Source organism: Streptomyces sp. NPDC016459, from assembly GCF_040632845.1.
Classification (GTDB): Bacteria; Actinomycetota; Actinomycetes; order Streptomycetales; family Streptomycetaceae; genus Streptomyces.
Map to the genome: position 1 here is coordinate 82,618 of NZ_JBEYCR010000010.1, position 23,686 is coordinate 106,303.

At 70.8% G+C, this 23,686-nt stretch carries 21 protein-coding genes and 1 riboswitch; of the genes, 9 read left to right on the forward strand and 12 right to left on the reverse strand.

The window, feature by feature from the left end:
- Positions 1-23 precede the first annotated feature (23 nt).
- A riboswitch (cobalamin riboswitch) is annotated at positions 24-260 on the reverse strand.
- Between the two features lie 37 nt (positions 261-297).
- The 3 genes from ABZ567_RS23270 to dhaK are packed head-to-tail and all read right to left on the reverse strand — an operon-like array spanning position 298 to position 2,374.
- Positions 298-738: a PTS fructose transporter subunit IIA gene (locus tag ABZ567_RS23270; RefSeq protein WP_360792945.1), complete on the reverse strand. Its 441-nt coding sequence runs from the start codon at positions 736-738 to the stop codon at positions 298-300.
- A complete protein-coding gene (gene dhaL / locus ABZ567_RS23275) occupies positions 735-1,355 on the reverse strand; it encodes a dihydroxyacetone kinase subunit DhaL (RefSeq protein WP_360792947.1) in 621 nt (206 codons plus the stop codon). The genes ABZ567_RS23270 and dhaL overlap by 4 nt, the downstream gene beginning before the upstream one ends.
- A gap of 26 nt (positions 1,356-1,381) precedes the next feature.
- Entirely contained in the window at positions 1,382-2,374 is a 993-nt protein-coding gene (dhaK, locus tag ABZ567_RS23280; protein ID WP_360792949.1) for a dihydroxyacetone kinase subunit DhaK, read from the reverse strand.
- A 395-nt stretch (positions 2,375-2,769) separates the two neighbouring features.
- Here dhaK and ABZ567_RS23285 point away from each other — a divergent pair, with 395 nt between their 5' ends.
- Positions 2,770-3,981: a PQQ-binding-like beta-propeller repeat protein gene (locus tag ABZ567_RS23285; RefSeq protein WP_360792951.1), complete on the forward strand. Its 1,212-nt coding sequence runs from the start codon at positions 2,770-2,772 to the stop codon at positions 3,979-3,981.
- Between the two features lie 358 nt (positions 3,982-4,339).
- Here the strand turns inward: ABZ567_RS23285 and ABZ567_RS23290 are convergent, their stop codons facing one another.
- Together ABZ567_RS23290 and ABZ567_RS23295 are read right to left on the reverse strand one after the other, a co-directional pair.
- Positions 4,340-6,709, reverse strand: a complete 2,370-nt coding sequence (locus ABZ567_RS23290; RefSeq protein WP_360792953.1) for an FtsX-like permease family protein — start codon at positions 6,707-6,709, stop codon at positions 4,340-4,342.
- Entirely contained in the window at positions 6,709-7,476 is a 768-nt protein-coding gene (locus ABZ567_RS23295; protein ID WP_360792955.1) for an ABC transporter ATP-binding protein, read from the reverse strand. The genes ABZ567_RS23290 and ABZ567_RS23295 overlap by 1 nt, the downstream gene beginning before the upstream one ends.
- A 110-nt stretch (positions 7,477-7,586) precedes the next feature.
- Between ABZ567_RS23295 and ABZ567_RS23300 the strand changes: the two genes are divergently transcribed.
- Entirely contained in the window at positions 7,587-8,807 is a 1,221-nt protein-coding gene (locus ABZ567_RS23300) for a sensor histidine kinase (protein WP_360792957.1), read from the forward strand.
- Positions 8,792-9,439 (forward strand): response regulator transcription factor, encoded by a 648-nt coding sequence (locus tag ABZ567_RS23305; protein ID WP_360792959.1) that lies wholly within the window; start codon positions 8,792-8,794, stop codon positions 9,437-9,439. The genes ABZ567_RS23300 and ABZ567_RS23305 overlap by 16 nt, the downstream gene beginning before the upstream one ends.
- Before the next feature lie 162 nt (positions 9,440-9,601).
- Here ABZ567_RS23305 and ABZ567_RS23310 read toward each other — a convergent pair whose 3' ends face one another.
- Complete coding sequence (locus ABZ567_RS23310) at positions 9,602-10,471, reverse strand: LysR family transcriptional regulator (RefSeq protein WP_360792961.1); 870 nt, start codon at positions 10,469-10,471, stop codon at positions 9,602-9,604.
- 176 nt (positions 10,472-10,647) lie between these two features.
- On the opposite strand from ABZ567_RS23310, the gene ABZ567_RS23315 reads away from it, so the two are divergent.
- Positions 10,648-11,316 carry an anthrone oxygenase family protein gene (locus ABZ567_RS23315; RefSeq protein WP_360792963.1) on the forward strand — a complete coding sequence of 223 codons (669 nt, stop codon included), beginning with the start codon at positions 10,648-10,650 and terminating at the stop codon, positions 11,314-11,316.
- A 76-nt stretch (positions 11,317-11,392) separates the two neighbouring features.
- Positions 11,393-11,569 carry a hypothetical protein gene (locus tag ABZ567_RS23320; protein WP_360793239.1) on the forward strand — a complete coding sequence of 59 codons (177 nt, stop codon included), beginning with the start codon at positions 11,393-11,395 and terminating at the stop codon, positions 11,567-11,569.
- A 90-nt stretch (positions 11,570-11,659) separates the two neighbouring features.
- On the opposite strand, the gene ABZ567_RS23325 is transcribed toward ABZ567_RS23320, so the two are convergent.
- The 4 genes from ABZ567_RS23325 to ABZ567_RS23340 all read right to left on the reverse strand — a co-directional run bounded on the left by ABZ567_RS23325 (position 11,660) and on the right by ABZ567_RS23340 (position 17,937).
- Entirely contained in the window at positions 11,660-13,093 is a 1,434-nt protein-coding gene (locus ABZ567_RS23325) for an endo-1,4-beta-xylanase (RefSeq protein ID WP_360792965.1), read from the reverse strand.
- A 141-nt stretch (positions 13,094-13,234) separates the two neighbouring features.
- Complete coding sequence (locus tag ABZ567_RS23330; protein ID WP_360792967.1) at positions 13,235-14,695, reverse strand: glycoside hydrolase family 43 protein; 1,461 nt, start codon at positions 14,693-14,695, stop codon at positions 13,235-13,237.
- Positions 14,692-16,914 (reverse strand): glycoside hydrolase family 3 N-terminal domain-containing protein, encoded by a 2,223-nt coding sequence (locus ABZ567_RS23335; protein WP_360792969.1) that lies wholly within the window; start codon positions 16,912-16,914, stop codon positions 14,692-14,694. The genes ABZ567_RS23330 and ABZ567_RS23335 overlap by 4 nt, the downstream gene beginning before the upstream one ends.
- Positions 16,915-16,923: 9 nt before the next feature.
- A complete protein-coding gene (locus ABZ567_RS23340) occupies positions 16,924-17,937 on the reverse strand; it encodes a LacI family DNA-binding transcriptional regulator (protein WP_360792971.1) in 1,014 nt (337 codons plus the stop codon).
- Between the two features lie 234 nt (positions 17,938-18,171).
- Between ABZ567_RS23340 and ABZ567_RS23345 the strand changes: the two genes are divergently transcribed.
- The 4 genes from ABZ567_RS23345 (at position 18,172) to ABZ567_RS23360 (ending at position 22,954) form a co-directional block, all read left to right on the forward strand.
- Complete coding sequence (locus ABZ567_RS23345) at positions 18,172-19,464, forward strand: extracellular solute-binding protein (protein WP_360792973.1); 1,293 nt, start codon at positions 18,172-18,174, stop codon at positions 19,462-19,464.
- A 46-nt stretch (positions 19,465-19,510) separates the two neighbouring features.
- Positions 19,511-20,446, forward strand: a complete 936-nt coding sequence (locus tag ABZ567_RS23350) for a sugar ABC transporter permease (protein ID WP_360793218.1) — start codon at positions 19,511-19,513, stop codon at positions 20,444-20,446.
- Positions 20,443-21,273, forward strand: a complete 831-nt coding sequence (locus tag ABZ567_RS23355) for a carbohydrate ABC transporter permease (RefSeq protein ID WP_360792975.1) — start codon at positions 20,443-20,445, stop codon at positions 21,271-21,273. The genes ABZ567_RS23350 and ABZ567_RS23355 overlap by 4 nt, the downstream gene beginning before the upstream one ends.
- A gap of 211 nt (positions 21,274-21,484) precedes the next feature.
- Complete coding sequence (locus tag ABZ567_RS23360; protein ID WP_360792977.1) at positions 21,485-22,954, forward strand: non-reducing end alpha-L-arabinofuranosidase family hydrolase; 1,470 nt, start codon at positions 21,485-21,487, stop codon at positions 22,952-22,954.
- A gap of 129 nt (positions 22,955-23,083) precedes the next feature.
- Here the strand turns inward: ABZ567_RS23360 and ABZ567_RS23365 are convergent, their stop codons facing one another.
- Both ABZ567_RS23365 and ABZ567_RS23370 read right to left on the reverse strand, forming a co-directional pair.
- A complete protein-coding gene (locus ABZ567_RS23365) occupies positions 23,084-23,353 on the reverse strand; it encodes a hypothetical protein (protein WP_360792979.1) in 270 nt (89 codons plus the stop codon).
- Between the two features lie 35 nt (positions 23,354-23,388).
- The gene (locus ABZ567_RS23370) at positions 23,389-23,610 is read right to left on the reverse strand and encodes a DUF5133 domain-containing protein (protein WP_360792981.1); all 222 of its coding nucleotides are present in this window, start codon (positions 23,608-23,610) and stop codon (positions 23,389-23,391) included.
- Positions 23,611-23,686 lie beyond the last annotated feature (76 nt).

Here is a 23,686-nt window from a genome sequence, read left to right on the forward strand (position 1 = left end):
GGAGACCCTCTCCAGCACCTCGTGGATGGACAACGCACCCTGGCCGGTCTCCTGGCTGACGGTCATACGCCCGGACTCCGCCTTCCCACACCACGACGGTCTCCCATCGCGGTCCAGTGGCTTCCCCGAGGGTGACATCCCGCGGGGGTGGAGCCGGACCTCCCGATCACAGTGGCGAGGGCCGCACCGGTACTGCACCGGTTTCCCGAACACCAAGGCCCTGCGACACTAGTGTGTTGACCAGGTACATCACAACACGGTCGCCACCCGGCGCGGCTTCTCGCTCACACAGCGCTGTCACTCCTTGCGGTAGGCGTACGCCTCCGACGCCGCCGCCACCACCGCGTCGAGGTCCGCTCCCGCGCTCGCCGTGACCAGCGCGGCGACCGCGCCCTCGACGAACGGCGCGTCCACCAGACGGGAGCCCTCGGGAAGCTCGTCGCCCTCGGCGAGCAACGTTTTCACGGTGAGCACCGCGCTCCCCAGGTCGACCATGATCGCCACTCCCGAGCCCCGGTCCGCGGCCTTCGCCGCCTCGCAGATCAGCCCGGAACTCGTCCCCAGACCACCGTCCGGAGTCCCGCCGGCGGGGACGATCGGCGCCAGGTCGCCGCCACCGGACAGCCCTCTGGCCAGCTCGGCCACTGCGGTCGCGACGGCGGCACTGTGCGAGACGAGCACGATGCCGACCCGCACGGAACCGTCGCGGACCGGCCCGCCCCGGCTCCCGCCGCTCATGACGCCCCCTCCGCACGCGCGGTGTCGTCCAGCGCGGTGAACAGCAGCGCGGACGAGGTCGCCCCCGGGTCCTGATGCCCCACCGACCGCTCACCCAGATAGCTGGCCCTGCCCTTGCGCGCCCGCAGCGGTACGGTCGCGAGAGCGCCCTCCTCGGCGGCGGCGCGGCTCGCCTCGAACGACTCCCGCAGGCCCTCCACGGCCGGGAGGAGCGCGTCCAGCATCGTCTTGTCGCCCGCCTGCGCGCCGCCCAGCTGCGACACGGCCGTCACGCCGGAGCCGAGCGCCTCCGCCAACCGTGCCCGGGTGACCCGCTCGTCGTCGCCGAGGGTCTTGCCGGTACGACGCAGCAGCGTGCCGTACAGCGGTCCCGACGCGCCCCCCACGGTGGAGATCAGCTGCCGTCCGGCGACGGTCAGCACCGCGCCCGGTGTCGCCGGCGACTCCTCGGCCAGGGTCTCGGTGACGGCGGTGAACCCCCGCCTCAGATTGGCCCCGTGGTCGGCGTCGCCGATGGCCGAGTCGAGCTCGGTGAGCCGGTCCGCCTCACGGTCGACGGCCTCGGCCACCGCGGTCAGCCAGCGCACCAGGAAGTCCGCGCCGAAGTCCTCCGTCATGCCGGTCCCCTCTCCCATCCCTCGTCTCACCGACCCCAGCGCAGCGCGGGCGTCTGCACGGGAGCGTCCCAGAGGCGGAGGAGTTCCTCGTCCACCTCGCACAGCGTCACCGAGCAGCCGGCCATGTCCAGCGAGGTCACGTAGTTCCCGACTAGGGTACGGACCACCGGCACGCGCCGCTCGCCCAGCACGCGCTGCACCTCGGCGTTGAAGCCGTACAGCTCCAGGAGCGGGGTCGCGCCCATGCCGTTGACCAGCGCGATCACCGGCCCGGACGGGCGGAGGTCCTCGACGACGGCGTCGACGGCGAAGTCCGCGATCTCCCGGGAGGTCATCATGGGCCGCCGCTCACGGCCCGGCTCGCCGTGGATGCCGATGCCCAACTCCAGTTCCCCGGCCGGCAGGTCGAAGGTGGGGCTTCCCTTGGCGGGGGTGGTGCACGCGCCCAGGGCCACGCCGAAAGACCGGCAGCGTGAGTTGACCAGGCGGGCGATCGCCTCCACCCGTTCGAGGGGCGCGCCCTCCTCGGCGGCAGCGCCCGCGATCTTCTCCACGAAGAGCGTGCCGCCGGTGCCACGCCGGCCCGCCGTGTACAGACTGTCCGTCACGGCGACGTCGTCGTCGACGAGGACCTTGGCGACCTGGATGCCCTCGTCCTCCGCGAGTTCCGTCGCCATCTCGAAGTTCAGCACGTCACCGGTGTAGTTCTTGACGACGAACAGCACCCCGGCGCCGCTGTCGACGGCCGCCGCGGCCCGCACCATCTGATCGGGCACCGGAGACGTGAACACCTCCCCGGGGCAGGCGGCCGCCAGCATCCCGGGCCCCACGAACCCCCCGTGCAACGGCTCGTGCCCGGACCCGCCGCCGGAGACCAGCGCGACCTTCCCCGCCACGGGCGCGTCCCGCCGCAGCACGACCCGCCGCTCGACGTCGACGGTGAGCTCGGGATGAGCGGCCGCCATCCCCCGCAGCGCGTCGGCGACCACGGTCTCGGGAACGTTGATGAGCATCCTCATGAGTACCTCCTGATGAGACGGACAGACAAGCCGCTGTGCAGGTCCTGGCAGGTCGGAGTGGCCCGGCACCCACCCAGACTCACGGGCCGACGCCCGTACGGCAAGGCAAGGCGACCGGGCATGCACATCCCCGCGCGGTGATCATGTGTCAGACACCCCCTGGTCCGCACAGGACCGCTGCGGCGCCACTCGGCACGTCGGATGCGCCGTGCGGAAAGACGCCGCTCCCCACACGGAGAACGGCGAGGTGCGTTCCCGAGGGTGTATGGGAGCAACGGGCGGGGGTATGAGGGCGAGGCCGTCCGAGGTGGATCGGACGGATCGTCAACTTCAGCAAGACCGTGGGGGGTCATGTGAACGGGACCGCGCTTCGAGGACCGTGGCGGGCGGGAGCGGTGGCGTCGACGGCGTGCGCCCTGCTGGTGCTCGGGATCGCGCCGCCGGCGTCGCCCGTACCGTCGGCGGAAGGGCCCGCGGCGATGCCCGTACGGAGCGGCACCGTCGGGTACCGGGCCAACGCGCGAGGTGACAGCCGGGTCGTGGGCGCCACCGCGAAGCCGCCGTTCAAGAAGCTGTGGCAGCGTGACCTGGGGTCGGTCGTGTCGGCCCCCGTGGCCGTCGGCGGCCAGGTCTTCGCCGTCGTCAACGCCGACCAGGGCGACGAGGGCGGCCCGCGCATGGAACTCGTCGGGCTCGACGCCGCTACGGGCAGGTCCCTGTGGCCCCAGAGGTTCCTGACCAGTCGGCCCAACGCCACCGTCACCTACGGAGGGGGGCTGCTCTACACGCAGACCATGGACGGCCAGGTACGGGCGTGGGACCCCGCCACCGGAACCGTGAAGTGGACCGTGGAGCTCGGCAACGGGTTCTGCCAGTACCCGCCCGCCTGGTACGCCGACGTCGTCTACGCGCAGGACGGTCGGGGCAGGGCTTACGCGCTGCGCGCCGACACCGGCGCTCGCCTGTGGGAGGCCCCCCTCGTCGAGAACGGGTTCGCCCCCGTCCTCGTCGACGACCAGGGCGTCTGGATCGGCTTCGACAATCTCGCCTACCAGCAGCTGGACCGGGCGACCGGAAAGGAACTGCGGCGCTACGACGTGCCCGACAGGTCAGGGGCGGGCGGGAACCCCACCGCGTTGGGCGACGGCGCCCTGTGGCTGCGGAACAGCTTCGCCGACGACGCGAACGTCGTCGCCTACGACCGCCGGACGGGCGCCGTGGTGCGGAGGCTGCCCGCCGACGCCACGCCCGCGTTCGGCACGGGGCGGGTGTACGTCGCCAACCGGGGCGTCGTGAAGGCCCTCGACACCACCGCCGGATACGCCACGCGCTGGACGTACACGAGCCCGCGCCAGGCGGCGACGGTGCGCCTGGTCGCCGGGGGGCACGTGTACGTGGCCGACGGCTCCGGCGAGCTGGTGGTCCTGGAGGAACAGACGGGGAAGAGGGTCTGGTCGTACCGGCTGTCCGCGGAGCCGCATCCGATGGAGAACATCGTCGCGGAGAGCGACTGGCGGGGCTGGACCGTGCCGGGGCTCGGGACGGCGCAGGGGAGGCTGTTCGCGCCCGCGCAGGGCGGCGTCCTGCTCGCGTTCGGCAACGCCTGACCTGGCGGTCGCAGCTGAGACGGGGTGCCCGGCGGCGGCCGGGCACCCCGTCGGGCGTGTGCGGGGGCGGCCGGGCACCCCGTCGGGCGTGTGCGGGGGCTGCGAACGTTCCGGCCGGTCGGGGGCGCCTCCCCCTCGGCGGCGTCGGGCCTGTCCGTATCGGCGCGTCGGGACTGGCCGCGCCCGCGGCCGCAACGTACCGACCGGGCCCGCCGGCCTCACAGCCCGGGGGAGGGACGTCAGGCCCGTGGCCGGGGCGGAACGCCCTGGGCGAGGACGCCGACCGCGTACGTCCGATCCGGACCCCGGCCCTGCCCCGACCCGCCGCAGGCAGGCGGGCACGTCGTCGTCGGGGTGGCTAGGCGGTCTTCCGCAGGGTCTTCCCGGTGACCAGCACCCCCGCCAGGACCGCCGCGACCAGGGTGCCGATGATCGCCGTGAGGACGGCTCCGTTGTTCAGGTGCAGGCCGACGTCGGACGAGGTGGCCTGGGAGAGGCCGGAGGCCATGCCCGCCAGTGGGGGCAGTGTCACGAGGACACCGAGGCCCGCGCCGACGGCCACCAGCACCGCGGTCTCGCCGGCGGCCAGCCCGAGGAGCTGGCGGACGGTGCCGCCGGCGGACCTCATCACCGCGTAGTCGCGGCGACGGCCGTGGGCCGCCATGGCCATGCTGTTGGCGACGGCGATCACGCTGTAGCCGACGGCGATGGCGATGAGCATGGCGGCCAGGCTGTCGGTGAGCTTGGCGTCGGTGTTGTAGTCGTCGAGGGCGTACCGCATGGCGTCGTGCACGACCGTGCCGGGGATCGTGGCGGAGGCCTTGTGCCCCGCCGGGACGAAGATGTCGTCGGTGAGCGCGGCCGGGTCATGGGCTCGGACCAGGTCACGGGCGACCACGAAGTCACCGCGGGCCGGGTCGTCGGGCGAGATCTGGCTGACCGTCAGGTCGACGCCCGCGCCGTCGGCGAACCGCACCAGGACGCTCTGGCCCCGCTCCAGGCCCAGGTCGGCGGCGGTGCGCCGACCGAGCACGGCCTCTCCCGGCTTGTTCCACCGGGCGTCACGGCTGCCGAGTACGTCAAGGACGGTCCGCTCATCGCCGACGAAGGCGCGGGTCGGCAGGGAGGCCTTGCCCACCGGGTGGGCGGCGACGACCTCATCGGTGTTGCCGGGGGTGCCGTCCGAGGTGACGATCGTCTGGCCGGCGACCTTGAGCGCCTCGCCCGCCGGGTAGGCCACCCGCATCGTCTCCACCGCTCCGCTGAGCAGGACCGCGAAGCCGACGGCGGCGATCACGGGGGCCACCAGGGAGGCGGCGCGGCGGGAGTTGGCGGTGAGTTCGGAGCGGATCAGGACGGGAGCGGCCGAGCCGCGTGTACGGAGGGGAGCGGTGAGGAGGCGGCCGAGGGGGCCGACGAGGGCGGGGGCCAGCAGGGCCGCCGCGACGATGAGTGTCATGGTCGCGAACAGCGCCATGCTGATACGGGTGTCGGCGCCGGTGGTCGCGGTGCCGACGGCCAGGGCGGCCCCGAGGCCGAGGACCGACAGTCCTGCGATCCAACGGCCGCGCCCCATGCCGTCGTTGGCGGAACGGCTGTCCAGGAGGGCCTCGATCGGGGCCACCTTCGCCGCCTTGCGGCCGGCGGCCCAGGAACCGATGAGGCTGACGCCGACGCCGACCGCCGAGGCGGTGAGCAGCGGCCAGGCGGCCACGGTGACCTCCATGCCCGGCGGGGTGACGTCCAGGCCCTTGAGGATGTCTCGCAGGATCGGGGTGGCGGCGATGCCGGTCAGGCAGCCGACGAGCGAACCGAGCAGGCCCACCACGGCGGCCTCACCGAGGATCATGCGGCGGATCTGGCTCGGTGCGGCGCCGATGGTGCGCAGGAGGCCGATCTCACGGCGGCGCATGCCGGTCGACAGGATCAGCATGGAGGCGACGACGAAGACCGTGGTGAACAGGCCGAGTGCGGCCATGGCACTGATGAGCTGGACGCCGAGGTTGCGCTTGTGCTCGACGTACCGGGGCTGGAGTTCGGAGCGCGCCTCGCCGGCGAGCACGTCGCCCCTGCCGCCGAGGGTCCCCTGTGCGGCGGACGCGACGGAGGCGGCGGACGCTCCCTCGTCCGCGATCAGGGCGAGGGCGACGACGCCGGGCTGCTGCTCGGCGGCGAATGCCTCGCTGAAGTAGTAGCCGGGGCCGTCGACGGTGCCGACGACGGTGAACTGCCTGCGGCCCTCCGTGATGTTGACGGTGAGCTCGCTGCCCGCTGCCACGTCCAGGGCGCGGTCGACCACGACCTCGCCGTGACCGCTCGGGGCCCGGCCGGAGACGAGCCTGTAGGGCGCCATCTGCGCGCTGCCCCAGCCGTGTCCCGCTTCCGCGGCGCCCTCGTCGGTGACGGGCTCGTCGCCCTTGAGGGCCTGGGCGTAGAAGGAACGGTCCACCACGACGGAGGCGACTCCGGGGACCGCGTGGAGCTCGGCCCGGATCGGAGCGGCCTCGGCCTGGCTCCACGGCATCCGGTCCTCGGGGCTGCCCTCCCGGTCGAGCGCCCGCTCGGGCAGGGCCAGGGCGGCGGTGCCCGCATAGCGGTCCTGGACGGTGGGGCGGGAGGAGTCGTGGATGACGAGGGTGGTGGTGATGAGGGCCACCCCGACCATGACGGCGAGGAAGGCTCCGAGGAAGCTGGACCAGCGTTCACGTACGTTCGCGAGGATGAGCATCACGCCTCCAGTCGGGTCATGTGGGCGGCGATCGCCGCGGCGTTGTTCGTCCGGGGGTCCCGGTCCAGCACGATCCGGTCGGCGATCCGGCCGTCCTTGATGAAGACGACGACGTCGGCCACGGCCGCGGCCACGGGGTCGTGGGTGACCATCAGGGTCGTCTGGCCCTCCTGGTCGACGAGCATCCGCATCATGCGCAGCACCTCGTGCGAGGTGACGGTGTCCAGGGCGCCGGTGGGTTCGTCGGCGAAGAGGACGTCGGGGCGGGTGACCAGGGCGCGGGCCAGGGCCACGCGCTGCTGCTGGCCACCGGAGAGCTGACTGGGCCGGTGGTTCGCCCGCTCGGCCAGACCGACCGAGGCGAGAGCGCCCGCGACCTGCTCGGGCTTGACCTTGCGGCCCGCGAAGCGGGAGGGCAGCTCCACGTTCTGGGCCGCCGTCAGGGACTCGACGAGGTTGAACGCCTGGAAGACGAAGCCGACGTGCTGACGGCGGAGCTCGGTGCGCTGCTTCTCGCTCTGCCGGCCGATGTCGACGCCCGCGAGGACGATGTGTCCCTCGGTCGGCTGCTCCAGTCCCGCCGCGCACTGCAGCAGCGTGGACTTCCCTGAGCCCGAGGGCCCCATGATGGCGGTGAAGGTGCCGCGGGGGAAGCCGATGGAGACGCTGTCGAGTGCGGTCACCGCGTGGCCTCCCGTGCCGTGGACCTTGCGTACGCCGTGGAGTTCGACCGCGTCCTGCCCGGAGGTTTGCCTCGTTGTCGTCATGCGTCGATCTCACCGCAGGAGGGGGGAGCGGGGCACTGATCCCCGCTCTACTTCCGAGGTAGTGCCAGCTCTACCCCGGCGGCCCGGACTGCCCCGGCTACGGTGGGCGGATGCGTCCCACTACGGCCTGGCAGGCCATGGCCCAGCGCCCCATGAGCTTTCTGACGTCGAGCTGGCCCTGGCGGTCGCTGGCCTATCTGAGCAGCGGTGTCCTGGTCGGGGCGGTGGCGCTGATGGTCTTCGCCGTCGGTCTGGCGGCGGGAGTCGTCCTGCTGGTGGTGCTGATCGGGATAGCCCCCCTGGTGGGTCTGGTGCTGGCTTCCACGGTGGTCGCCACGGTGGAGCGCCACCGGCTGCGGCTGGTGGACCTCGACCGGCTGCCGGACCCGCACAGGCGCCCGTACGCAGGGGGCACGAAGGCCTGGGTGGCGACCCGGCTCAAGGAGCAGGTCACCTGGCGGGAGTTGCTGTTCACGCTGATCTCGACGGCCGCGCTGTGGTGGCTGGACCTGATGGTGCTGGGCTTCTGCTTCGGGGTGCCGGCCGTCTTCCTCAGCTCGCTGGACGGCGAGACCTGGCCGTGGGCGGTCTTCAGCGTGACCGTGCTGCTCGCCTCGCCCTACACGGTGACCTCCTGGGCGGGCGCCAGGGCCGCCCTGGCCCGTACCTTCCTCGCCCCGCGCGACCGGGAGCTCGCGGAGGAGCTGCGCGAGGTGCGTGCCTCGCAGGCGCGCCTCCTGGACACCTTCGACGCCGAACGGGTACGGATCGAACGTGATCTGCACGACGGGGCGCAACAGCGGCTGGTGTCCCTGGGGATGACCCTCGGGATGCTGCGCCTGGACACCTCTCCGGACTCCCCGCAGGCCGACCTGCTCACCCGGGCGGAGGCCCAGCTGTCCGCCGCCCACCAGGAGTTGCGGGCGCTGATCCGGGGGCTCAATCCGCCGGTCCTGGCCGATCACGGGCTTGTCGCGGCGATCGAGGACTACGCCGCCCGGTTCCCGATCCCGGTCACGGTGGACCTGAGGCTGCCTGAGAAGCTGCCCAGGAAGGTGGAGACGACCATGTACTACCTCATCAACGAGGCCATGACGAACATCGCCAGACACAGCGGGGCCGCGAGCGCGGAGGTGCGCGGTCGTTACCATGCCGATCTGTTGATCTTCGACATCACGGACGACGGCCGCGGCGGCGTGGACACGGAAGCGGGCAGCGGTGTGACCGGGCTCGCCGACCGGGTCAAGGCGCTCGACGGACGTCTGCGGGTGTCGAGTCCGGTCGGTGGTCCCACCCTGTTGCATGTGGAGGTTCCGTGTCGCTTCGCCTGATCGTGGCAGAGGACGCCGTGTTGTTGCGCGAGGGCCTGGTCGGGCTGTTGCAGCGGGTCGGGCACGAGGTGGTGGCGGCGGTCGGTGACGCCGGCGCCCTGGTCGCGGCCGTGCGCACCGAGCGGCCCGACCTGATCGTCACCGACGTACGGATGCCGCCGACGCTGAGCGACGACGGGCTCAAGGCCGCCGTGCGACTCCGGGAGGAGTTCCCCGGGTTGCCGGTGCTCGTGCTCAGCCAGTACGTGGAACGCTCCTACGCGCTGGGCCTGCTGGACTCCGGCGGCGGAGCCGGAGTCGGCTATCTGCTCAAGGAGCGGGTGGCGGCGGTGGCCGACTTCACGGCCGCCATCGACCGGATCGCCGTCGGCGGGACGGTGGTGGATCCGGAGGTGATCCAGCAGCTCGTACGCATGCGGAAGGACCCCCTGGAAGGGCTGAGCCCCCGCGAGCGCGAGGTGCTCGGCCTGGTCGCCCAGGGCCGCACCAACGCGACCATCGCCGCCGAGCTGTTCGTCAGCGAGGCGGCCGTGAACAAGCACATCGGCAACATCTTCTCCAAGCTCGACCTGCCGGTGGCCACCGAAGGGCACCGACGGGTCCTCGCGGTGCTCGCCTTCCTGCGGTCCTGACCGGGACCCGGTCCCGGTCCCGGTCACCGCGAGGCACCCCGTCTCCCGCCCGAAAGGGGCGGGGCCGCAACGTACGCAGGCCGGGGGCCTCGCCACCCCGACAGAAGCGGGTCGCCGTTCCCGCCCCGTACGTCCAGGCCCTTCGCGTTCGCCGCTCCCCGGTCACAGGGCCAAGGGGCCGAGGGCGTCGGCCACTTCGGCGAGGTCGCGGATCGGGCCGGTGTCGCCGCCGGTGCGCCAGCAGAGCGTCCAGCGGCTGAGCGGGGCGTCGTGGATGGGGACGTAGGCGATGTCGGGCCGGGCGTAGTAGCGCAGCGCGTGCGCGTGAACGGGGCAGACGGCTTCCCCGCTGGCGACGACGGCAAGCAGTTGCGTGCCGTCGATCACGGCCGGCCCCCTGGCGATCGGCCGTCCGCCGGGGGTGCGTGTGGGGATCAGCGCCTCGCGCCAGTAGTCGGGGGTGGCACCGGTCGGGACGGCCTCGTCGGCGAGGTCCTCGTAGGAGACCGACTCACGGGCGGCCAACCGGTGGGTGGAGGACACGCACAGGACGACGGGCTCGGTGTAGACCACCGGACCCACCGTGAGACCAGGTTCCCGGATGGGGAGCCAGGCGAGGAGGACGTCGACGGTTTCGCGGCGCAGGGCGGAGAACGGGTCGTCGTAGCCCACGGCGCGGATCTGCACGCGGCACCCGGGGCGGCGGGATGCAAACGCGGCGAGGACGGGCCGCAGGTCCTCGCTGTTGCTGGACATCATGCCCAGGCGCAGCACCTCCGTCCCCCTGCCGGCCGTCAACGCCGCCCGCTCCAGGCTCTGCCGCAGTCCACGGTGCACCGGAAGCAGGTCGTCGTAGAGCTGCCGGCCGAGCGGAGTGAGACGGACGTGGTGGCTGGAGCGGTCGAAGAGCGCGCCGCCTATGCGGCGTTCCTGCTTCTTGATCGCCTGGCTGACCCGGGCCGGGGAGACGCGCAACCGCTCGGCGGTCCGACCGAAATGCAGCTCCTGGGCGAGCGCCAGGAAGATCTCCATGTCCCTGATCTCCACGGGCCCCCCGGTTCGCCGCCGTCCCTCGGTCGCGTTAACCGCCAGGTTAACGCAGGCTGCGGAAAAGGCCGTTGCCGAGGCCGTCACCGTGAGCGACAGTCGAGCTGTGGCGACGTCATGGATGCGTGGTCGAGGGGATCCGGAACCCAGGAGGATGCCGTATGAAGAACCTGCAGACCGTCGTGCTGCTCGCCGCCACGCTCTCCACGGGGCTCATGGCCGGACTGTTCGCCGCCTTCTCCTACGCGGTCATGCCCGGCCTGGCCCGATCGTCCGACCACACCCTCGTCGAAGCGATGCAGGGCATCAACAAGGCGATCATCAACCCGGCCTTCATGCTCCCGTTCATGGGCTCGATCCCCCTCCTCGGCCTGGCGGTGTTCCTGGCCTGGCGCGACGAGGGCCGTCCCGCTCTGCCGTGGCTGATCGTCGCACTGGTCCTGTACCTGGTGGCCTTCGTGGTCACCAGCGCCGTCAACGTCCCCCTGAACGACCGACTCGCGAGCGTGGGCGACCCCGCCCACCTCAGTCATCTGGCGGAGGTCCGCGCGGACTTCGAGAACCGGTGGGTCGTCTGGAACCACGTCCGCGCCCTCCTCCACACGGCTGCGTTCGCCGGCCTGCTCTGGGCGCTGGTCGTGCACGGCGCGCACCGGTCCCACGGGAGCGACGACATCGGCGCGCCCCCGCGAACCCTCACCCCGGCGTCCCCTGCGGGACATCCGCAGCCCGCCGACGACGCGAGGGGACCACAGCCCACCACGCCCCCACCGACAGCTGAACGGCATCCGGCACAGCACCCGCCACCCGCGCCGCCAGGTCTCCGGTGACGGCTCGCTGTACCTGACGTACGCCGACTCCATCGGCGACGCGACGGCCGGTTCGGTCTGCACCGGCCGGCCGGGCGTGTTCACCGCCCGCGCCGGCACTCTGCCCTCGGGCCGGCTCATGGCCGTCCCGGGCACCGCCCGGGACCTGTGGATGGTCGGCGGTGTCGGCGTCATCACCGGCGACCCCGAAACTGCCGCGCGCGTCGACGTCGGCACCAACGGACGCGGACTCCAGTACGGCGACCCGTCCTGACCCGACGCGCCGAGCGGGGCCGCAGGCACATCCGCCTGCGGCCCCGCCGTGGATGACGGAACGCGCTCCGTCAGCACCACTCCTGGCAGGTCAGGTGCGGGTCCAGCGCTGGTTGCCGCCGTTCCAGCACGAGTAGAGCTGGACCAGGGTGCCGTTGGCCGTGCCGGCGGCGGCGGCGTCGAGGCAGAGGCCGGACTGGACGCCGACGATCGATCCGTCGGAGTTGAGGCGCCATTTCTGGTTGTCGCCACCCCAGCAGCTGTAGATCTGGACTTTGGAGCCGTTGGCGGTGCCGGCGGCGTCCAGGCACTTGTCCCCGTAGACCCTGAGCTCACCTGCGGCGGTGAGGGTCCACTGCTGGTTGGTGCGGTTGTTGCAGTCCCACAAGGCGACCTGGGTGCCGTCGGTGGTACTGGAGCCGGGCACGTCCAGGCAGCGGCCCGAAGCGACGCCCTTGATCGGTCCGGAACCGGGCGGAGCGGGCGGAGGGGAGGTGGCGTTGAGCGCGTTGAGGACGGAGGTGTAGGCGGACTTCTTGCTGCCGTCGCCGTTGAACAGCAGGGGAGACTGCTCCGCTCGCCAGGAGTCGGTGTCGCGCACACCCCAGACGGTGATGCCGACACAGCGCGGGACGGCCAGGCAGTCGTTTGTCACCTGGGCGTAGGTCGTGGCCGAGGCACCCTGGATGTCGAGTTCGGTGATGGCCACGTCGACGCCGAGGGCGGCGAAACTCTGCAGGGTGGTACGGAAGTTGCTGTTGTACGGGCTGTCGCTGTTGAAGTGCGACTGGAAACCGACGCAGTCGATCGGTACGCCGCGCTGCTTGAAGTCCCGGACCATGGCGTACATGGCCTGGGTCTTGGCCCAGGTCCAGTTCTCGACGTTGTAGTCGTTGTAACAGAGCTTGGCGGCCGGGTCGGCCGCGCGCGCGGTGCGGAAGGCGACCTCGATCCAGTCGTTGCCCGTGCGCTGCAGGTTGGAGTCGCGCCGGGCTCCCGAGGTGCCGTCGACGAAGGCCTCGTTCACCACGTCCCACTGGACGATCTTGCCCCGGTAGTGGGCCATCACGCCGTTGATGTGGTGGGTCATCGCCTGGCGCAGCGTGCTGCCGCTGAGGCCTTGCATCCAGCCGGGCTGTTGGGAGTGCCAGGCCAGGGTGTGGCCGCGCACCTGCTTGCCGTTCTGCACCGCCCAGTTGTAGACGCGGTCAGCGGCGGTGAAGTCGAACCGGCCCTGCTGTGGTTCGGTGGCGTCGATCTTCATCTCGTTCTCAGCCGTCACCGAGTTGAACTCGCGGGCCGCGATCGTCGTGTACGCCGAGTCGTTGAGCCGGCCCGAGGCGATGGCGGTGCCGAAGTAGCGTCCGCTCTGCGCCGCCGCGCTGCCGAGCGTGGTCTCGGCGGCGTGCGATGTCAGCGGCGCCACCAGTACGGCGACCGAACTGAGGACGGCGACGATCAGCGCCGCACACAGGCCGTCGATCTTCCGGCGGACGGTGGATGGGGGACTGGCGGTCAAGCGCATGACTGAGCCTCCAGGAGGGAATTCACGGAACGGGACTGAACGCGGCGGATTTCCGCGCAAGGGTGCGGGATCTGAACGGCGACTCTTGGGAAGAGATCGCCGTAAAAGCGCATTTCCTCATCGGCGCCTGAGTCCCGGCCGTCACTGCCGGCTCGGGTACGTGATGTCGAACCACGGGAAATGCGCCTGGTTGGTGGACACGCGGCCGTTGGATGTGGCGTAGAGGCCGAGCTGGATGCTGGTGAACAGCGGGGTGAGGAAGGTGGCTTCGACGGTGGCCAGGTCCTGCCAGGTGCCGTCGGATGCCGCGTAGGCGAAGGTGTGACGGAAGCCGCGGATGCGGACTCCGAGGCGAACGGGGCCCGGGGGAACGGGAACGCGGGCCAGGACATCGGGCCCCTGGCGGAGGCTGAGTCCTTCCGTGCTGTGCAGGAGGAGGAGGAGGTGCGTGTCGTCGTCGAGGACTACGGCGAGCCCCGCCTGTTCGTCCGGTGCGGCGGGGGTGAAGCGCAGTTCGGTGGAGACGTCGCAGTCGGGGTGCTCCTGGGGGCGAGCCAGGAGGGACGGGGTGGTGCGGTCGCCGAGGCGCTCGGGGCGGAGATGGAGGCGGAGCCCGTCGCCGGTGCTCCAGAACCGGGTGCGTGGCGTGCGCAGCGTGTTCCAGTCGGCGGAGAGGGTGGCGAAGTCGTCGTGGAGGGGGCGGCGAAGGCCGATGTGGCCGGAGGGGGAGAAGACCGGCCAGCCGTCGTCCCAGGTGATCCGGCTGAGGAACGTCTCGCGGCCGATGGCGGAACCCGGGCGGACGCCCAGCAGGACGGCCCACCAGTCGCCGTCAGGGGTTCGGACGAGGTCGGCATGCCCGGTGCACCTGGTCGGGCCCGTGGCGGGTGGGAGCACCGGGTTGCCGGGGGCGCCCCGGTAGGGGCCGGTCACGCGGTCGGCGCGGGCGGCCACCACACTGTGGTCCACGTCGGTTCCGCCCTCGGCGGTGAGCAGCAGATAGGTGCCGTCGGTCTTGTAGAGGTGCGGGGCTTCCGACCATCGGGCCCCCGGTCGGCTGCCCGACCACAGGACGTGTTCGGGTCCCGTGAGCCGTCGCTCGAGGGGAAGGTATTCGCGCATCCAGATCTCGGTGCGGCCGGCCGCCTCGTCCCGTACGCGGGCCGCGGTGAACCAGGCCCGGCCGTCCCCGTCGCCGTCGCCGTCGTCCGGCCCGTCGTCGAAGAACAGCGACGGGTCGAAGCCGTCGCCCTCAAGCCAGTGGGGTTCCGACCACGGCCCCGCCGGGTCGGTCGCGGTGACGACGAAGTGGCCGGGTCCGTCCATCAGTGTGCAGACGAGATGGAAGACCCCGTCGTGATGCCGGATCGTCGGTGCGAACAGCCCCCGCGAGGGCTCGCACCCATCGAGGTCGAGCTGGGATGCCCGGTCGAGCGCGGAGCCGAGGCGCCGCCAGTTCACGAGATCGCGGCTGTGGAACACGGGCAGGCCCGGGAACCATTCGAAGCTGGACGTCACCGCGTAGTAGTCCGCTCCCGCTCGGCAGACGGAAGGGTCGGGCCGGAACCCGGGCAGTACGGGATCGCCGAACGACCCGGTCATGGAACCGGGACGATCTCGACCGGAACGGACAGGACGCGGTCGGCCGCCGGGTGACGTACGGGGCCGTCCAGAGTGAAGGAGCCCTGGAGCGGAAGATCGCCGCTGGACCGTCCGACGGCCACCCCGATCCTTCCGGGTTCCACTCTTCTGCGCAGGTCGAGCCCGGTGAACGAGGTCCGGTCGGCATGGACGGAGAAGGTGATCCGCGCGGCCGCGCCCGGCTGCAGTTCGACCCTGCCGAATCCGGCGAGCCACCGCTGCGGCCGGACGACGGACGCCTCGGGATCCGAGAGGTACAACTGGACCACCTCGGTTCCGGCCACCTCTCCCACGTTGCGTACGGTGACCGAGACGGCGACGGCTCCGTCCGTCGCGGCGTGGGGATCCACCGAGAGCTCCGAGCAGCGGAAACTGGTCCAGCTCAGCCCGTGTCCGAAGGGGAAGAGCGGGGTCGGGTCCACCGAGCTCCAGGCGGTGTGCCCGCCGAGCCGGGAGTGCAGGTAGGTGCCGGGCTGACCGCCGGCCCGGCGGGGTATGGAGACGGGGAGCCGCCCGGACGGTTCCGCGGCCCCGCTGATGATCCGGGCGAGTGCCGTCCCCCCCTCTTCGCCGGGGAAGAAGGCCTGCACCACGGCTGACGCGCGCTCGGCCAGTGAGCCGAGCGCGTAGGGCCGTCCGGCGACGAGGACCAGGACGGTCGGCACACCGGACTCCAGCACGGCGGAGGCGAGTGCGGCCTGGTCGCCGGGCAGGTCGAGGGTCTCGGCGTCGCAGCCCTCTCCGGAGGTGCCCCGGCCGAACATGCCGGCCCGGTCCCCGAGCACCAGTACGTGCACGTCCGGATCGTCCGTGGTGACCGTGAACCCGGCGGCGGTGAGCGCCTCGCCGAGCGTCGGGATCTCCAGCCCGAGGGCGCCGGGCCGCGCGATGTGGTTGGGGAACGAGTAGCAGCCGAGGAAGGACTGGGGGTCGTCGGCGTAGGGCCCGCTGATCGAGACCCGGCACGGCCGCAGCGGCAGGATGCCGTCGTTGGCGAGCAGCACGGTGGACCGTTCGGCCAGGAGCCTGGCCAGCGCCCGGTTCTCCGGCGGGTCGAGGTCGACGGGCTCGGGCTTGACGGGTTCCCAGTCGGGGTCGAGGAGGCCGAGTTCGGCCTTCTGCAACAGGACACGTTCCGCGGCCCGGTCGATGAGCTCCTCCGCTACGCTTCCCGACCGCACGAGTTCGGTCAGCGGCTCGCCGTAGCATCGAGCCGTGGGCAGCTCGACGTCGATGCCGGCGGTCAACGCCAGCGCGCCGGCCGCACCTCGCGATCCGGTGACGTTGTGCCGGGTCTCCAGGAAGGAGACGGAGTAGTAGTCGGCGACGACGACCCCGCTGAAGCCGAGCTCCCCCCTGAGCACTTCGGTCAGCAGCCGTCGGTCGGCGGCCACCGGGACGCCGTCCACGTCGGTGTAGCTGTTCATCACCGAACGGGCGCCTCCCTCGCGCAGCGCCCGTACGAAGGGTTCGACCAGCACGTCGGCGAACTCGCGAGGCCCCGAGGCGACGGGGGCCATGTTCCGGCCGCCGCGCGAGGCCGAGTACCCGGCGAAGTGCTTGAGTGTCGCCACGATCCCGGCGCCTTCCAGGCCCTGCACATAGGCGGTGCCGATCGCTCCCACGAGGTAGGGGTCCTCGCTGATGCACTCCTCCGTCCTGCCCCACCGGTAGTCACGGACCACGTCGAGCACCGGGGCCAGTCCCTGATGGACGCCGACCCGTCGCATACCCGCGCCGATGGCGGCGGCCATCTGGCGCACGAGCTCCGGATCGAAGGACGCGCCCCAGGCCAGCGGCCCGGGGAAGACCGTCGCTCCGAACGTCATGAACCCGGTCAGGCACTCCTCGTGCGCGATCGCCGGAATTCCGAACCGCCCGGATTCGGTCACCTGCCGCTGGAGTGAGGCGAGCCGTTCCATTCCGGCTTCAGCGGTGACCGGAGCGGTGCCGTACACCCGGGTGAGCTGGCCCAGCCCGTGGGCGACGATGTCGTCGAGGCCGGGCGCGGATTCGCCCGAATCGTCCTCCATCGGCGCGACAGGCGCTCCCGGATCCGAGGGCAACGCCCAGAAGCCCGCGAGTTGGCCCGCCTTCTCCTCCAACGTCATCCGCTTGAGCAGATCGACGACGCGTACGGACGCGGGGAGGTGTGGGTCACGCCAGGGACCGGTGGTCAAGGGGTTCTCCTAGGGACGCGGCGGGGCGGTGGAGACCCGGACCTTGAGTTCGGTCGAGAGCTCCATCCGGGGGCTGACCAGGGGTTGGCCGTCAAGAAGCTGGAAGAGCGTGCGAGCGGCAAGTCGGCCCATCTCCTCCAGCGGCTGGCGCACGGTCGTCAGCGGTGGTGACAGCCATTCGCACATCGGCAGGTCGTCGAAGCCGACCACGCTGAGGTCCCGCGGGATGCTCAGTCCGGCCTGCCGGGCGGCTTCGTAGACGCCCATCGCCTGCTGGTCGCTGCCGGCGAAGATGGCGGTCGGCGGCTCGGGGAGGGCGAGTAGTTCCCGGGCCTGCCGGAACCCGCCCTCGTGCTGGAAGTCACCGAAGCGGATCAGAGCGCGGTCCACCTCGATCCCGGCCCGCTCCAGGGCGGCCCGGTACCCGTCGATGCGGGCCTGGCTGCAGAGCATCTCCTTGCGCCCGCCGATCGTGGCGATCCGGCGGTGTCCCAGCTCCAGCAGGTGCTCCGTGGCGGCGAGGCCGCCCGCCCAGTTGGTCGCGCCGATGCTCGGCACACCGTTGCCCGGCAGGTCGATCGGATCGATGACGACCAGCGCCACCCCGGCCCGTTCGACCTGGGTGCGCTGGGCCCGGGTGACCGAGCTGGTCACCAGGATGACGCCGTCGCTGTGGTGCAGGGCCGGAAGGGCGGCCCAGCTCGACGGCGTGGCCTCGCCCGGCGGCACGAGCGATACCACGGTGCCGACGCTCCGCTGGGCGCACTCGGCCTCGACGCCGCGCAATATCTCCACCGCCCACGCGCTGTCCAGACCGCCGATGATCAGGTCCACGAGCCCCGACCTGCGGACCCTGCCCGGCCGGCCGGGATGGAGGTAGTGGTGGGACCGCAGCAGACCCTCGATCCGTTCGCGTGTCGAGGGTGCGACATCGGAACGGCCGTTGATCACCTTGGACACGGTTGCCTGGGAGACCCCCGCCTCCGCGGCGATGACGGCGAGGGTGGGGCGCTGCTCACTCAACTTCTCTCCTCTGCGCGCGGACCCCTTCGGCTGGCGAAAGGTATCGCAAACTTTCGAAGAGTTTCTGGTTGGCGTGACTGCTTGTCAAGCCCGCGAACAGCCGTTGTTTTTGCTTAAGTTGGCGACAGGCCTTGACCGACAAGCCTCGCGTTCCTAGTTTGTGGCAGCACAGAATTCGAGAGTGTTTCGAAATGTTTTCGGGCGCGCACCGGCATTCCCCACCCCGGAGGTCCCATGGCCAGCACACCCCCGAGCCGACGAAGCTTCCTGGCGTTCTCGGGCCTGACCGCACTGTCCGTATCCCTGGCCGCGGCATGCGGCGTCGACGACTCCGGCGACCAGCGGTCGGCCGACGGCGAGGTGACGTTCGCGTGGTGGAACATCGCCACCACGGAACCGGGCAAGTCCCTCTTCCCGCAGATCTCCTCGGCGTTCACGTCCGCTCACCCGAACGTCACGATCAAGACGACCTCGTTGGAGAACGAGGCGTTCAAATCCAAGCTGACCGCCACCACCTCCTCGGGCAGGCTCCCCGACGTCTTCCAGACCTGGGGCGGCGGTGTGCTGCAGCAGCAGGTCGACGCGGGGCTGGTCGAGGACCTCACCGACGCGCTCGACTGGTCGTCCGACCTCACGCCGGTCTCGCTGCAGGCGTATCAGTTCGGGGGCCGGACCTACGGGGTGCCCTACGACGTCGGCATGGTCGGCTTCTGGTACAACAAGAAGCTTTTCGCCGAGGCCGGGATCACCGCTCCGCCGGCCACCTGGGCCCAGCTCCTCGAAGACGTCAGGAAGCTCAAGGCGGCCGGTGTCACTCCGATCGCCCTCGCGGGCAAGGAGAAATGGCCGGGCCACTACTACTGGGCCTACCTCGCGATGCGTGTCGCAGGCCTCCCGGCGCTGCAGCAGGCCGCGACGACCAAGGACTTCACCGGCGCGGGCTTCGTCCAGGCAGGCATCCACCTCAAGGAACTGGTCGACCTCCAGCCGTTCCAGAAGGGCTTCCTCGGGGCCGGCTACGCCACCCCGGGCGGCCAGGCCGCGACCATGGGCCACGGCAAGGCCGCCATGGAGCTGATGGGGCAGTGGGGGCCGTCGGTACAGAAGGACGCGGGCGCCGACCTGGGAGCGCACCTGGGTTTCTTCCCTTTCCCGGCGGTCGACGGCGGCGTCGGTCAGGTCACCGAGGTGTTCGGCGGTGGCGGCGGCTTCGCGCTGCGCAAGGGGGCCCCGAAGGAGGCGCTGGACTTCCTGAAGTTCCTCGTCCTGGAGAACGAGTCCAAGCTGCTGGCGTCCAACGGCTTCCTGCCGGTGGTCAAGGGCGCGGAGAGTCAACTCACCGACCCGAACAGGAAGGTGGTCGCCGACAGCCTCGTCAGGGCGACGGGCTTCCAGCTCTTCCTCGACCAGGCCTACCCCCCGGCGGTCGGCCAGGAGATCAACGACGGTGTCGCCGACCTCATCGCCGGCGAGAAGACGCCCGAGCAGGTCACCGCATCGATCACCGAGGCTGCGAAGGGTGCCTGACTCCGTGTTCGTCCTGGCCGAGGAGCGGACGGAGGACGCCGTGCCGATGCGCAAGCCAGCCCCGGCCCGGTCGCTCCTGCGCGCGTGCGGAAGCTGGGCGTCGGTCGCCTGGTTCCTCGTCCCGGCTCTGGTCCTCTTCCTCGTCTTCGTCCTCGCCCCGATCGTCGTCGCCGTCTGGACGGGCTTCTTCAAGTGGGGCGGGATCGGCCCCATGGACGACTTCGTCGGTTTCGCCAACTACACCAAGCTGTTCGACGACCAGGTCTTCCTCGGCGACCTGCGGCGCGGGTTGTACCTGATCGTCATGTCGGTCACGGTGCAGCTGCCCTTCGCGCTGTTCACCGCGGTCCTGCTCAACCAGAGGCTGCGCGGCCGGGCCGTCTACCGGATGCTGTTCTTCGCGCCGTACATCCTGTCCGAGGTGGTGACGGCGGTCCTCTTCACCATGATCTTCCTGCCCGGCGACGGCATGGCCGACCATCTCGTCGGCGTCCTCGGACTGGAGGGGCTGCAGGGCACGTGGCTCGCCGATCCCTCCACGGTCATGCCGACCCTGTTCGTGGTCATGATCTGGAAGTACTTCGGCTTCCACATGATGCTCTTCCTCGCCGGGCTGCAGAGCATCCCGCGCGAGATCCTCGAGGCCGCCTCCATCGACGGCGCCGGCGCCTGGCAGCGCTTCCGGCACGTGACGCTGCCGCTGCTCGGCCCGACGATCCGGATCAGCGTCTTCCTTTCGATCATCGGGTCCATCCAGCTCTTCGACCTCGTCTGGGTCATGACGGCGGGCGGGCCCAACCACTCCTCCGAGACGATGGCGATCTCGATGTTCCAGTTCGGGTTCAAGCGGTACCAGGTCGGCTACGCCAGTGCGATCAGTGTGGTGCTGTTCATGATCAGCCTGGTCTTCTCCCTCTTCTACCAGCGTTACGTGCTCCGCCGTGACCTGGGCGGGGCCGTCACCACGGGAGGTGGCCGATGAACGCCCGAGGGACGGCACGCGGCCTGTCGCTGCACGCCGTGGTCTGGCTGATCGGCGCGTTCGTCGTCGTGCCCCTGATCTACGCGGTGATCTCCGGGTTCAAGAGCACCGCCGAGCTGACGACCGATCCGTTCGGCCTGCCGGAGCGGTGGAAGACCGGCAACTACACCGGCATTCTCGGCGACGGAATGTTCTGGCGGCAGATCGCCAACAGCGCGGGCATCGCGATCGGCACGACGTGCTGCACCGTGGCGGCCGCCGCGATGGCGGCATTCGTGCTGGCCCGCTATGCCTTCCGGGGCAGGGAGTTGTTCTACACGCTGTTCACGATCGGGTTGATGTTCCCGTTCGCGGTGGCCGTCCTGCCGCTGTTCCTCATGCTGCGCAACTTCGGCCTGCTCGACAACCCGCTCGGGGTGATCCTCCCGCAGGCGGCCTTCGGGCTCCCCATGACGATCATCATTCTGCGCGGCTTCTTCCGGACCGTCCCGGCGGAGGTGGAGGAGGCGGCCGTCATGGACGGCTGCGGCAAGTTCCGCTTCTTCTGGAAGATCCTGCTGCCGATGGCGCGTCCGGCGCTCGGCACGGTCTCGGTGCTGGCGATCGTCGCGAGCTGGAACAACTTCTTCCTGCCGCTGCTGGTGTTCAACGACCCGACATGGCAGACGATCCCGGTCGGCGTCCAGCAGTTCCAAGGCCAGTACTCGACCGATTACGCGCTCGTCCTCGCCTACATCGTGCTCGCCATGGTCCCCGCCCTCGCCTTCTACGCCGTCGCTGAGCGGCAGCTGATCGGCGGCCTCACCGCGGGCGCGACCAAAGGCTGAACACGCCCCTGTGTCACCTCCACGTGAGGAGTCTCGTCAAACGCCCGACCGTACCGGAAGGCACCAAATTGTTAGCGCTAACATGCGGCGCCCCGATCCGGCGTCGAGTGTGCGGCCGCCTCCGCGTCCGTCCCGTACCCGCCCCCCTGCCGCTTCCGCTCCGCGGTTCGTCGGGGTCATCCCACCCACGCCCCCCGAAGGAGCTCTTCTGATGTGGTCCCGCCATCCGTCCCCGTTCCACCCGAAAGGCCTGCTCGCGGTCCTCGTGCCCTTGCTGTTCCTGGCCGCCTACCTCGGTGCGCAGCCCGCCGGCGCGGCGCCGGTCATCGACACCAACGCCTCGTACGTGCTGGTCAACCGCACCAGCGGCAAAGCCCTGGACGTCCACAACCTGGCGACCCATGACGGTGCCCGCATCACCCAGTGGACCAGGAACGATCAGAACCAGCAGCAGTGGCAGCTCATCGACTCGGGAGGCGGCTACTACCGCATCAAGTCCCGACACTCCGGCAAGGTGCTGGACGTCCACAACGGGTCCACCGCCAACGGCGGCCCGATCGTCCAGTGGGCCGACCTGAACGGCGCCAACCAGCAGTGGCGGCTGGCCGACAGCTCGGACGGCCACGTGAGGTTCATCGCGCGCCACAGCGGCAAGGCCCTCGAAGTCCAGGGCGGCTCCACCGCCGACAACGCGAACATCGTCCAGTACGACGACTGGGGCGGCGGCAACCAGCAGTGGCAGCTCGTCAAGGTCGGCGGCGGCAACCCCGGCCCGTGCACCCTTCCGTCGACGTACCGCTGGACGTCGACGGGCCCGCTGGCACAGCCCAAGCCGGGGTGGGTCTCGCTCAAGGACTTCACCGTCGCCCCCTACAACGGCCGGCAGCTCGTCTACGCGACGACGCACGACACGGGGGAGAAGTGGGGTTCGATGAACTTCGGCCCGTTCACCGACTGGTCGGAGATGGCCTCGGCCGCCCAGAACACGATGTCGACGCCCGTCGTCGCGCCCACGCTCTTCTACTTCGCACCGAAGAACATCTGGGTACTCGCCTACCAGTGGGGGAGGACAGCCTTCTCCTACCGGACGTCGAGCGATCCCGCCAACCCGAACGGCTGGTCGTCGGAGCAGGCGCTCTTCTCCGGAAGCATCACCGGCTCCTCGACAGGACCCATCGACCAGACGCTCATCGGTGACAGCACGAACATGTACCTGTTCTTCGCCGGTGACAACGGCAGGATCTACCGGGCCGGCATGCCGATCGGGAACTTCCCGGGCAGTTTCGGAACGACCTCGACCGTGATCATGAGCGACACGACGAACAACCTGTTCGAAGCCGTTCAGGTCTACAAGCTCCAAGGTCAGAACCGCTACCTCATGCTCGTCGAGGCGATCGGCTCGCAGGGCCGGTACTTCCGCTCGTTCACGGCCACCAGTCTGGACGGCACGTGGACGCCCCAGGCCGCGACCGAGAGCAACTCCTTCGCCGGCAAGGCCAACACCGGCGTCACGTGGACCGACGACATCAGCCATGGCGAGCTGATCCGCGCCGGCGCCGATCAGACCTTCACCGTCGATCCCTGCAATCTGCAGTTCCTCTACCAGGGACGCGATCCCGACTCCGGGGGTGAGTACGGTCTGTGGCCCTACCGGCCGGGGCTGCTGACACTGCGGCGCTGACGGCATGACACGGTCCGGCTCCCGTGGGGAGCCGGTGTGGCGGGCTCGGCCGAGGGCCGGGCCCGCCCGGCCGGACTCCCGCCGCGCCGCAGGTCTCCGTCGACACCGACCAGGCCGGCCGGAGACTGATCACAGGGGCTGGTCGGGCCAGTCCAGGAGGCGGGCGCCGACGGCGGCGGTTTGAGCGTGCACCGTCGCAAAACGGGGTAGACACGACAGAAGGGTGCGCTGCTTGTACGGCCCTCCGCGGAGTCGCACCCGCCGGGAGAGCGCCATGGACCTCTGGCTGATCTGGTTGGTCGCCGCAGCGGTGCCGGCGGTGGCGGAGATCCGCATCCTCACCGGCGGGTGAGTAGGGCCGGGCGCGGCTTCCCCCGGTCCTGACCCGTGCTCGCCCATGCCGGTCTGTCCTCGGGGACAGGCCGGCGCTTCGGTCAGCCGGCGAGCGCGAAGCGGCTCTCGGTGTTCGCGGCGGACAGCTGTCGGCGGGCGGTGGCCAGCGCGGTGTCGATGTCGCGCGTGCCGGTGGCCACGCACAGGGTGTACGTGACGTCTTCCCTCCGTCGGCGCGCTTCGGCCGAACCGTCATCGGCACGCAGCAGCGTCTCGTACCGCTCGATGAGGTCCGTCAGCACCGTGGGGTGGGCCATCAGCATCAGGCTTCTCCTTCTACTCCCAACAGGGGACACCCGTCCCGTGCCGCTCGCCTGCCCCCGGGGGCGCGGAGATATG

What these genes read in the sequence shown, in the direction of transcription:
- ABZ567_RS23270 (WP_360792945.1), bottom strand. Translation starts at nt 738, where the DNA reads ATGAGCGGCGGGAGCCGGGGCGGGCCGGTCCGCGACGGTTCCGTGCGG.
- dhaL (WP_360792947.1), bottom strand. Translation starts at nt 1,355, where the DNA reads ATGACGGAGGACTTCGGCGCGGACTTCCTGGTGCGCTGGCTGACCGCG.
- dhaK (WP_360792949.1), bottom strand. Translation starts at nt 2,374, where the DNA reads ATGAGGATGCTCATCAACGTTCCCGAGACCGTGGTCGCCGACGCGCTG.
- ABZ567_RS23290 (WP_360792953.1), bottom strand. Translation starts at nt 6,709, where the DNA reads ATGCTCATCCTCGCGAACGTACGTGAACGCTGGTCCAGCTTCCTCGGA.
- ABZ567_RS23295 (WP_360792955.1), bottom strand. Translation starts at nt 7,476, where the DNA reads ATGACGACAACGAGGCAAACCTCCGGGCAGGACGCGGTCGAACTCCAC.
- ABZ567_RS23300 (WP_360792957.1), top strand. Translation starts at nt 7,587, where the DNA reads ATGCGTCCCACTACGGCCTGGCAGGCCATGGCCCAGCGCCCCATGAGC.
- ABZ567_RS23310 (WP_360792961.1), bottom strand. Translation starts at nt 10,471, where the DNA reads ATGGAGATCTTCCTGGCGCTCGCCCAGGAGCTGCATTTCGGTCGGACC.
- ABZ567_RS23315 (WP_360792963.1), top strand. Translation starts at nt 10,648, where the DNA reads ATGAAGAACCTGCAGACCGTCGTGCTGCTCGCCGCCACGCTCTCCACG.
- ABZ567_RS23325 (WP_360792965.1), bottom strand. Translation starts at nt 13,093, where the DNA reads ATGCGCTTGACCGCCAGTCCCCCATCCACCGTCCGCCGGAAGATCGAC.
- ABZ567_RS23330 (WP_360792967.1), bottom strand. Translation starts at nt 14,695, where the DNA reads ATGACCGGGTCGTTCGGCGATCCCGTACTGCCCGGGTTCCGGCCCGAC.
- ABZ567_RS23345 (WP_360792973.1), top strand. Translation starts at nt 18,172, where the DNA reads ATGGCCAGCACACCCCCGAGCCGACGAAGCTTCCTGGCGTTCTCGGGC.
- ABZ567_RS23350 (WP_360793218.1), top strand. Translation starts at nt 19,511, where the DNA reads ATGCGCAAGCCAGCCCCGGCCCGGTCGCTCCTGCGCGCGTGCGGAAGC.
- ABZ567_RS23355 (WP_360792975.1), top strand. Translation starts at nt 20,443, where the DNA reads ATGAACGCCCGAGGGACGGCACGCGGCCTGTCGCTGCACGCCGTGGTC.
- ABZ567_RS23360 (WP_360792977.1), top strand. Translation starts at nt 21,485, where the DNA reads ATGTGGTCCCGCCATCCGTCCCCGTTCCACCCGAAAGGCCTGCTCGCG.
- ABZ567_RS23365 (WP_360792979.1), bottom strand. Translation starts at nt 23,353, where the DNA reads ATGGGCGAGCACGGGTCAGGACCGGGGGAAGCCGCGCCCGGCCCTACT.
- ABZ567_RS23370 (WP_360792981.1), bottom strand. Translation starts at nt 23,610, where the DNA reads ATGCTGATGGCCCACCCCACGGTGCTGACGGACCTCATCGAGCGGTAC.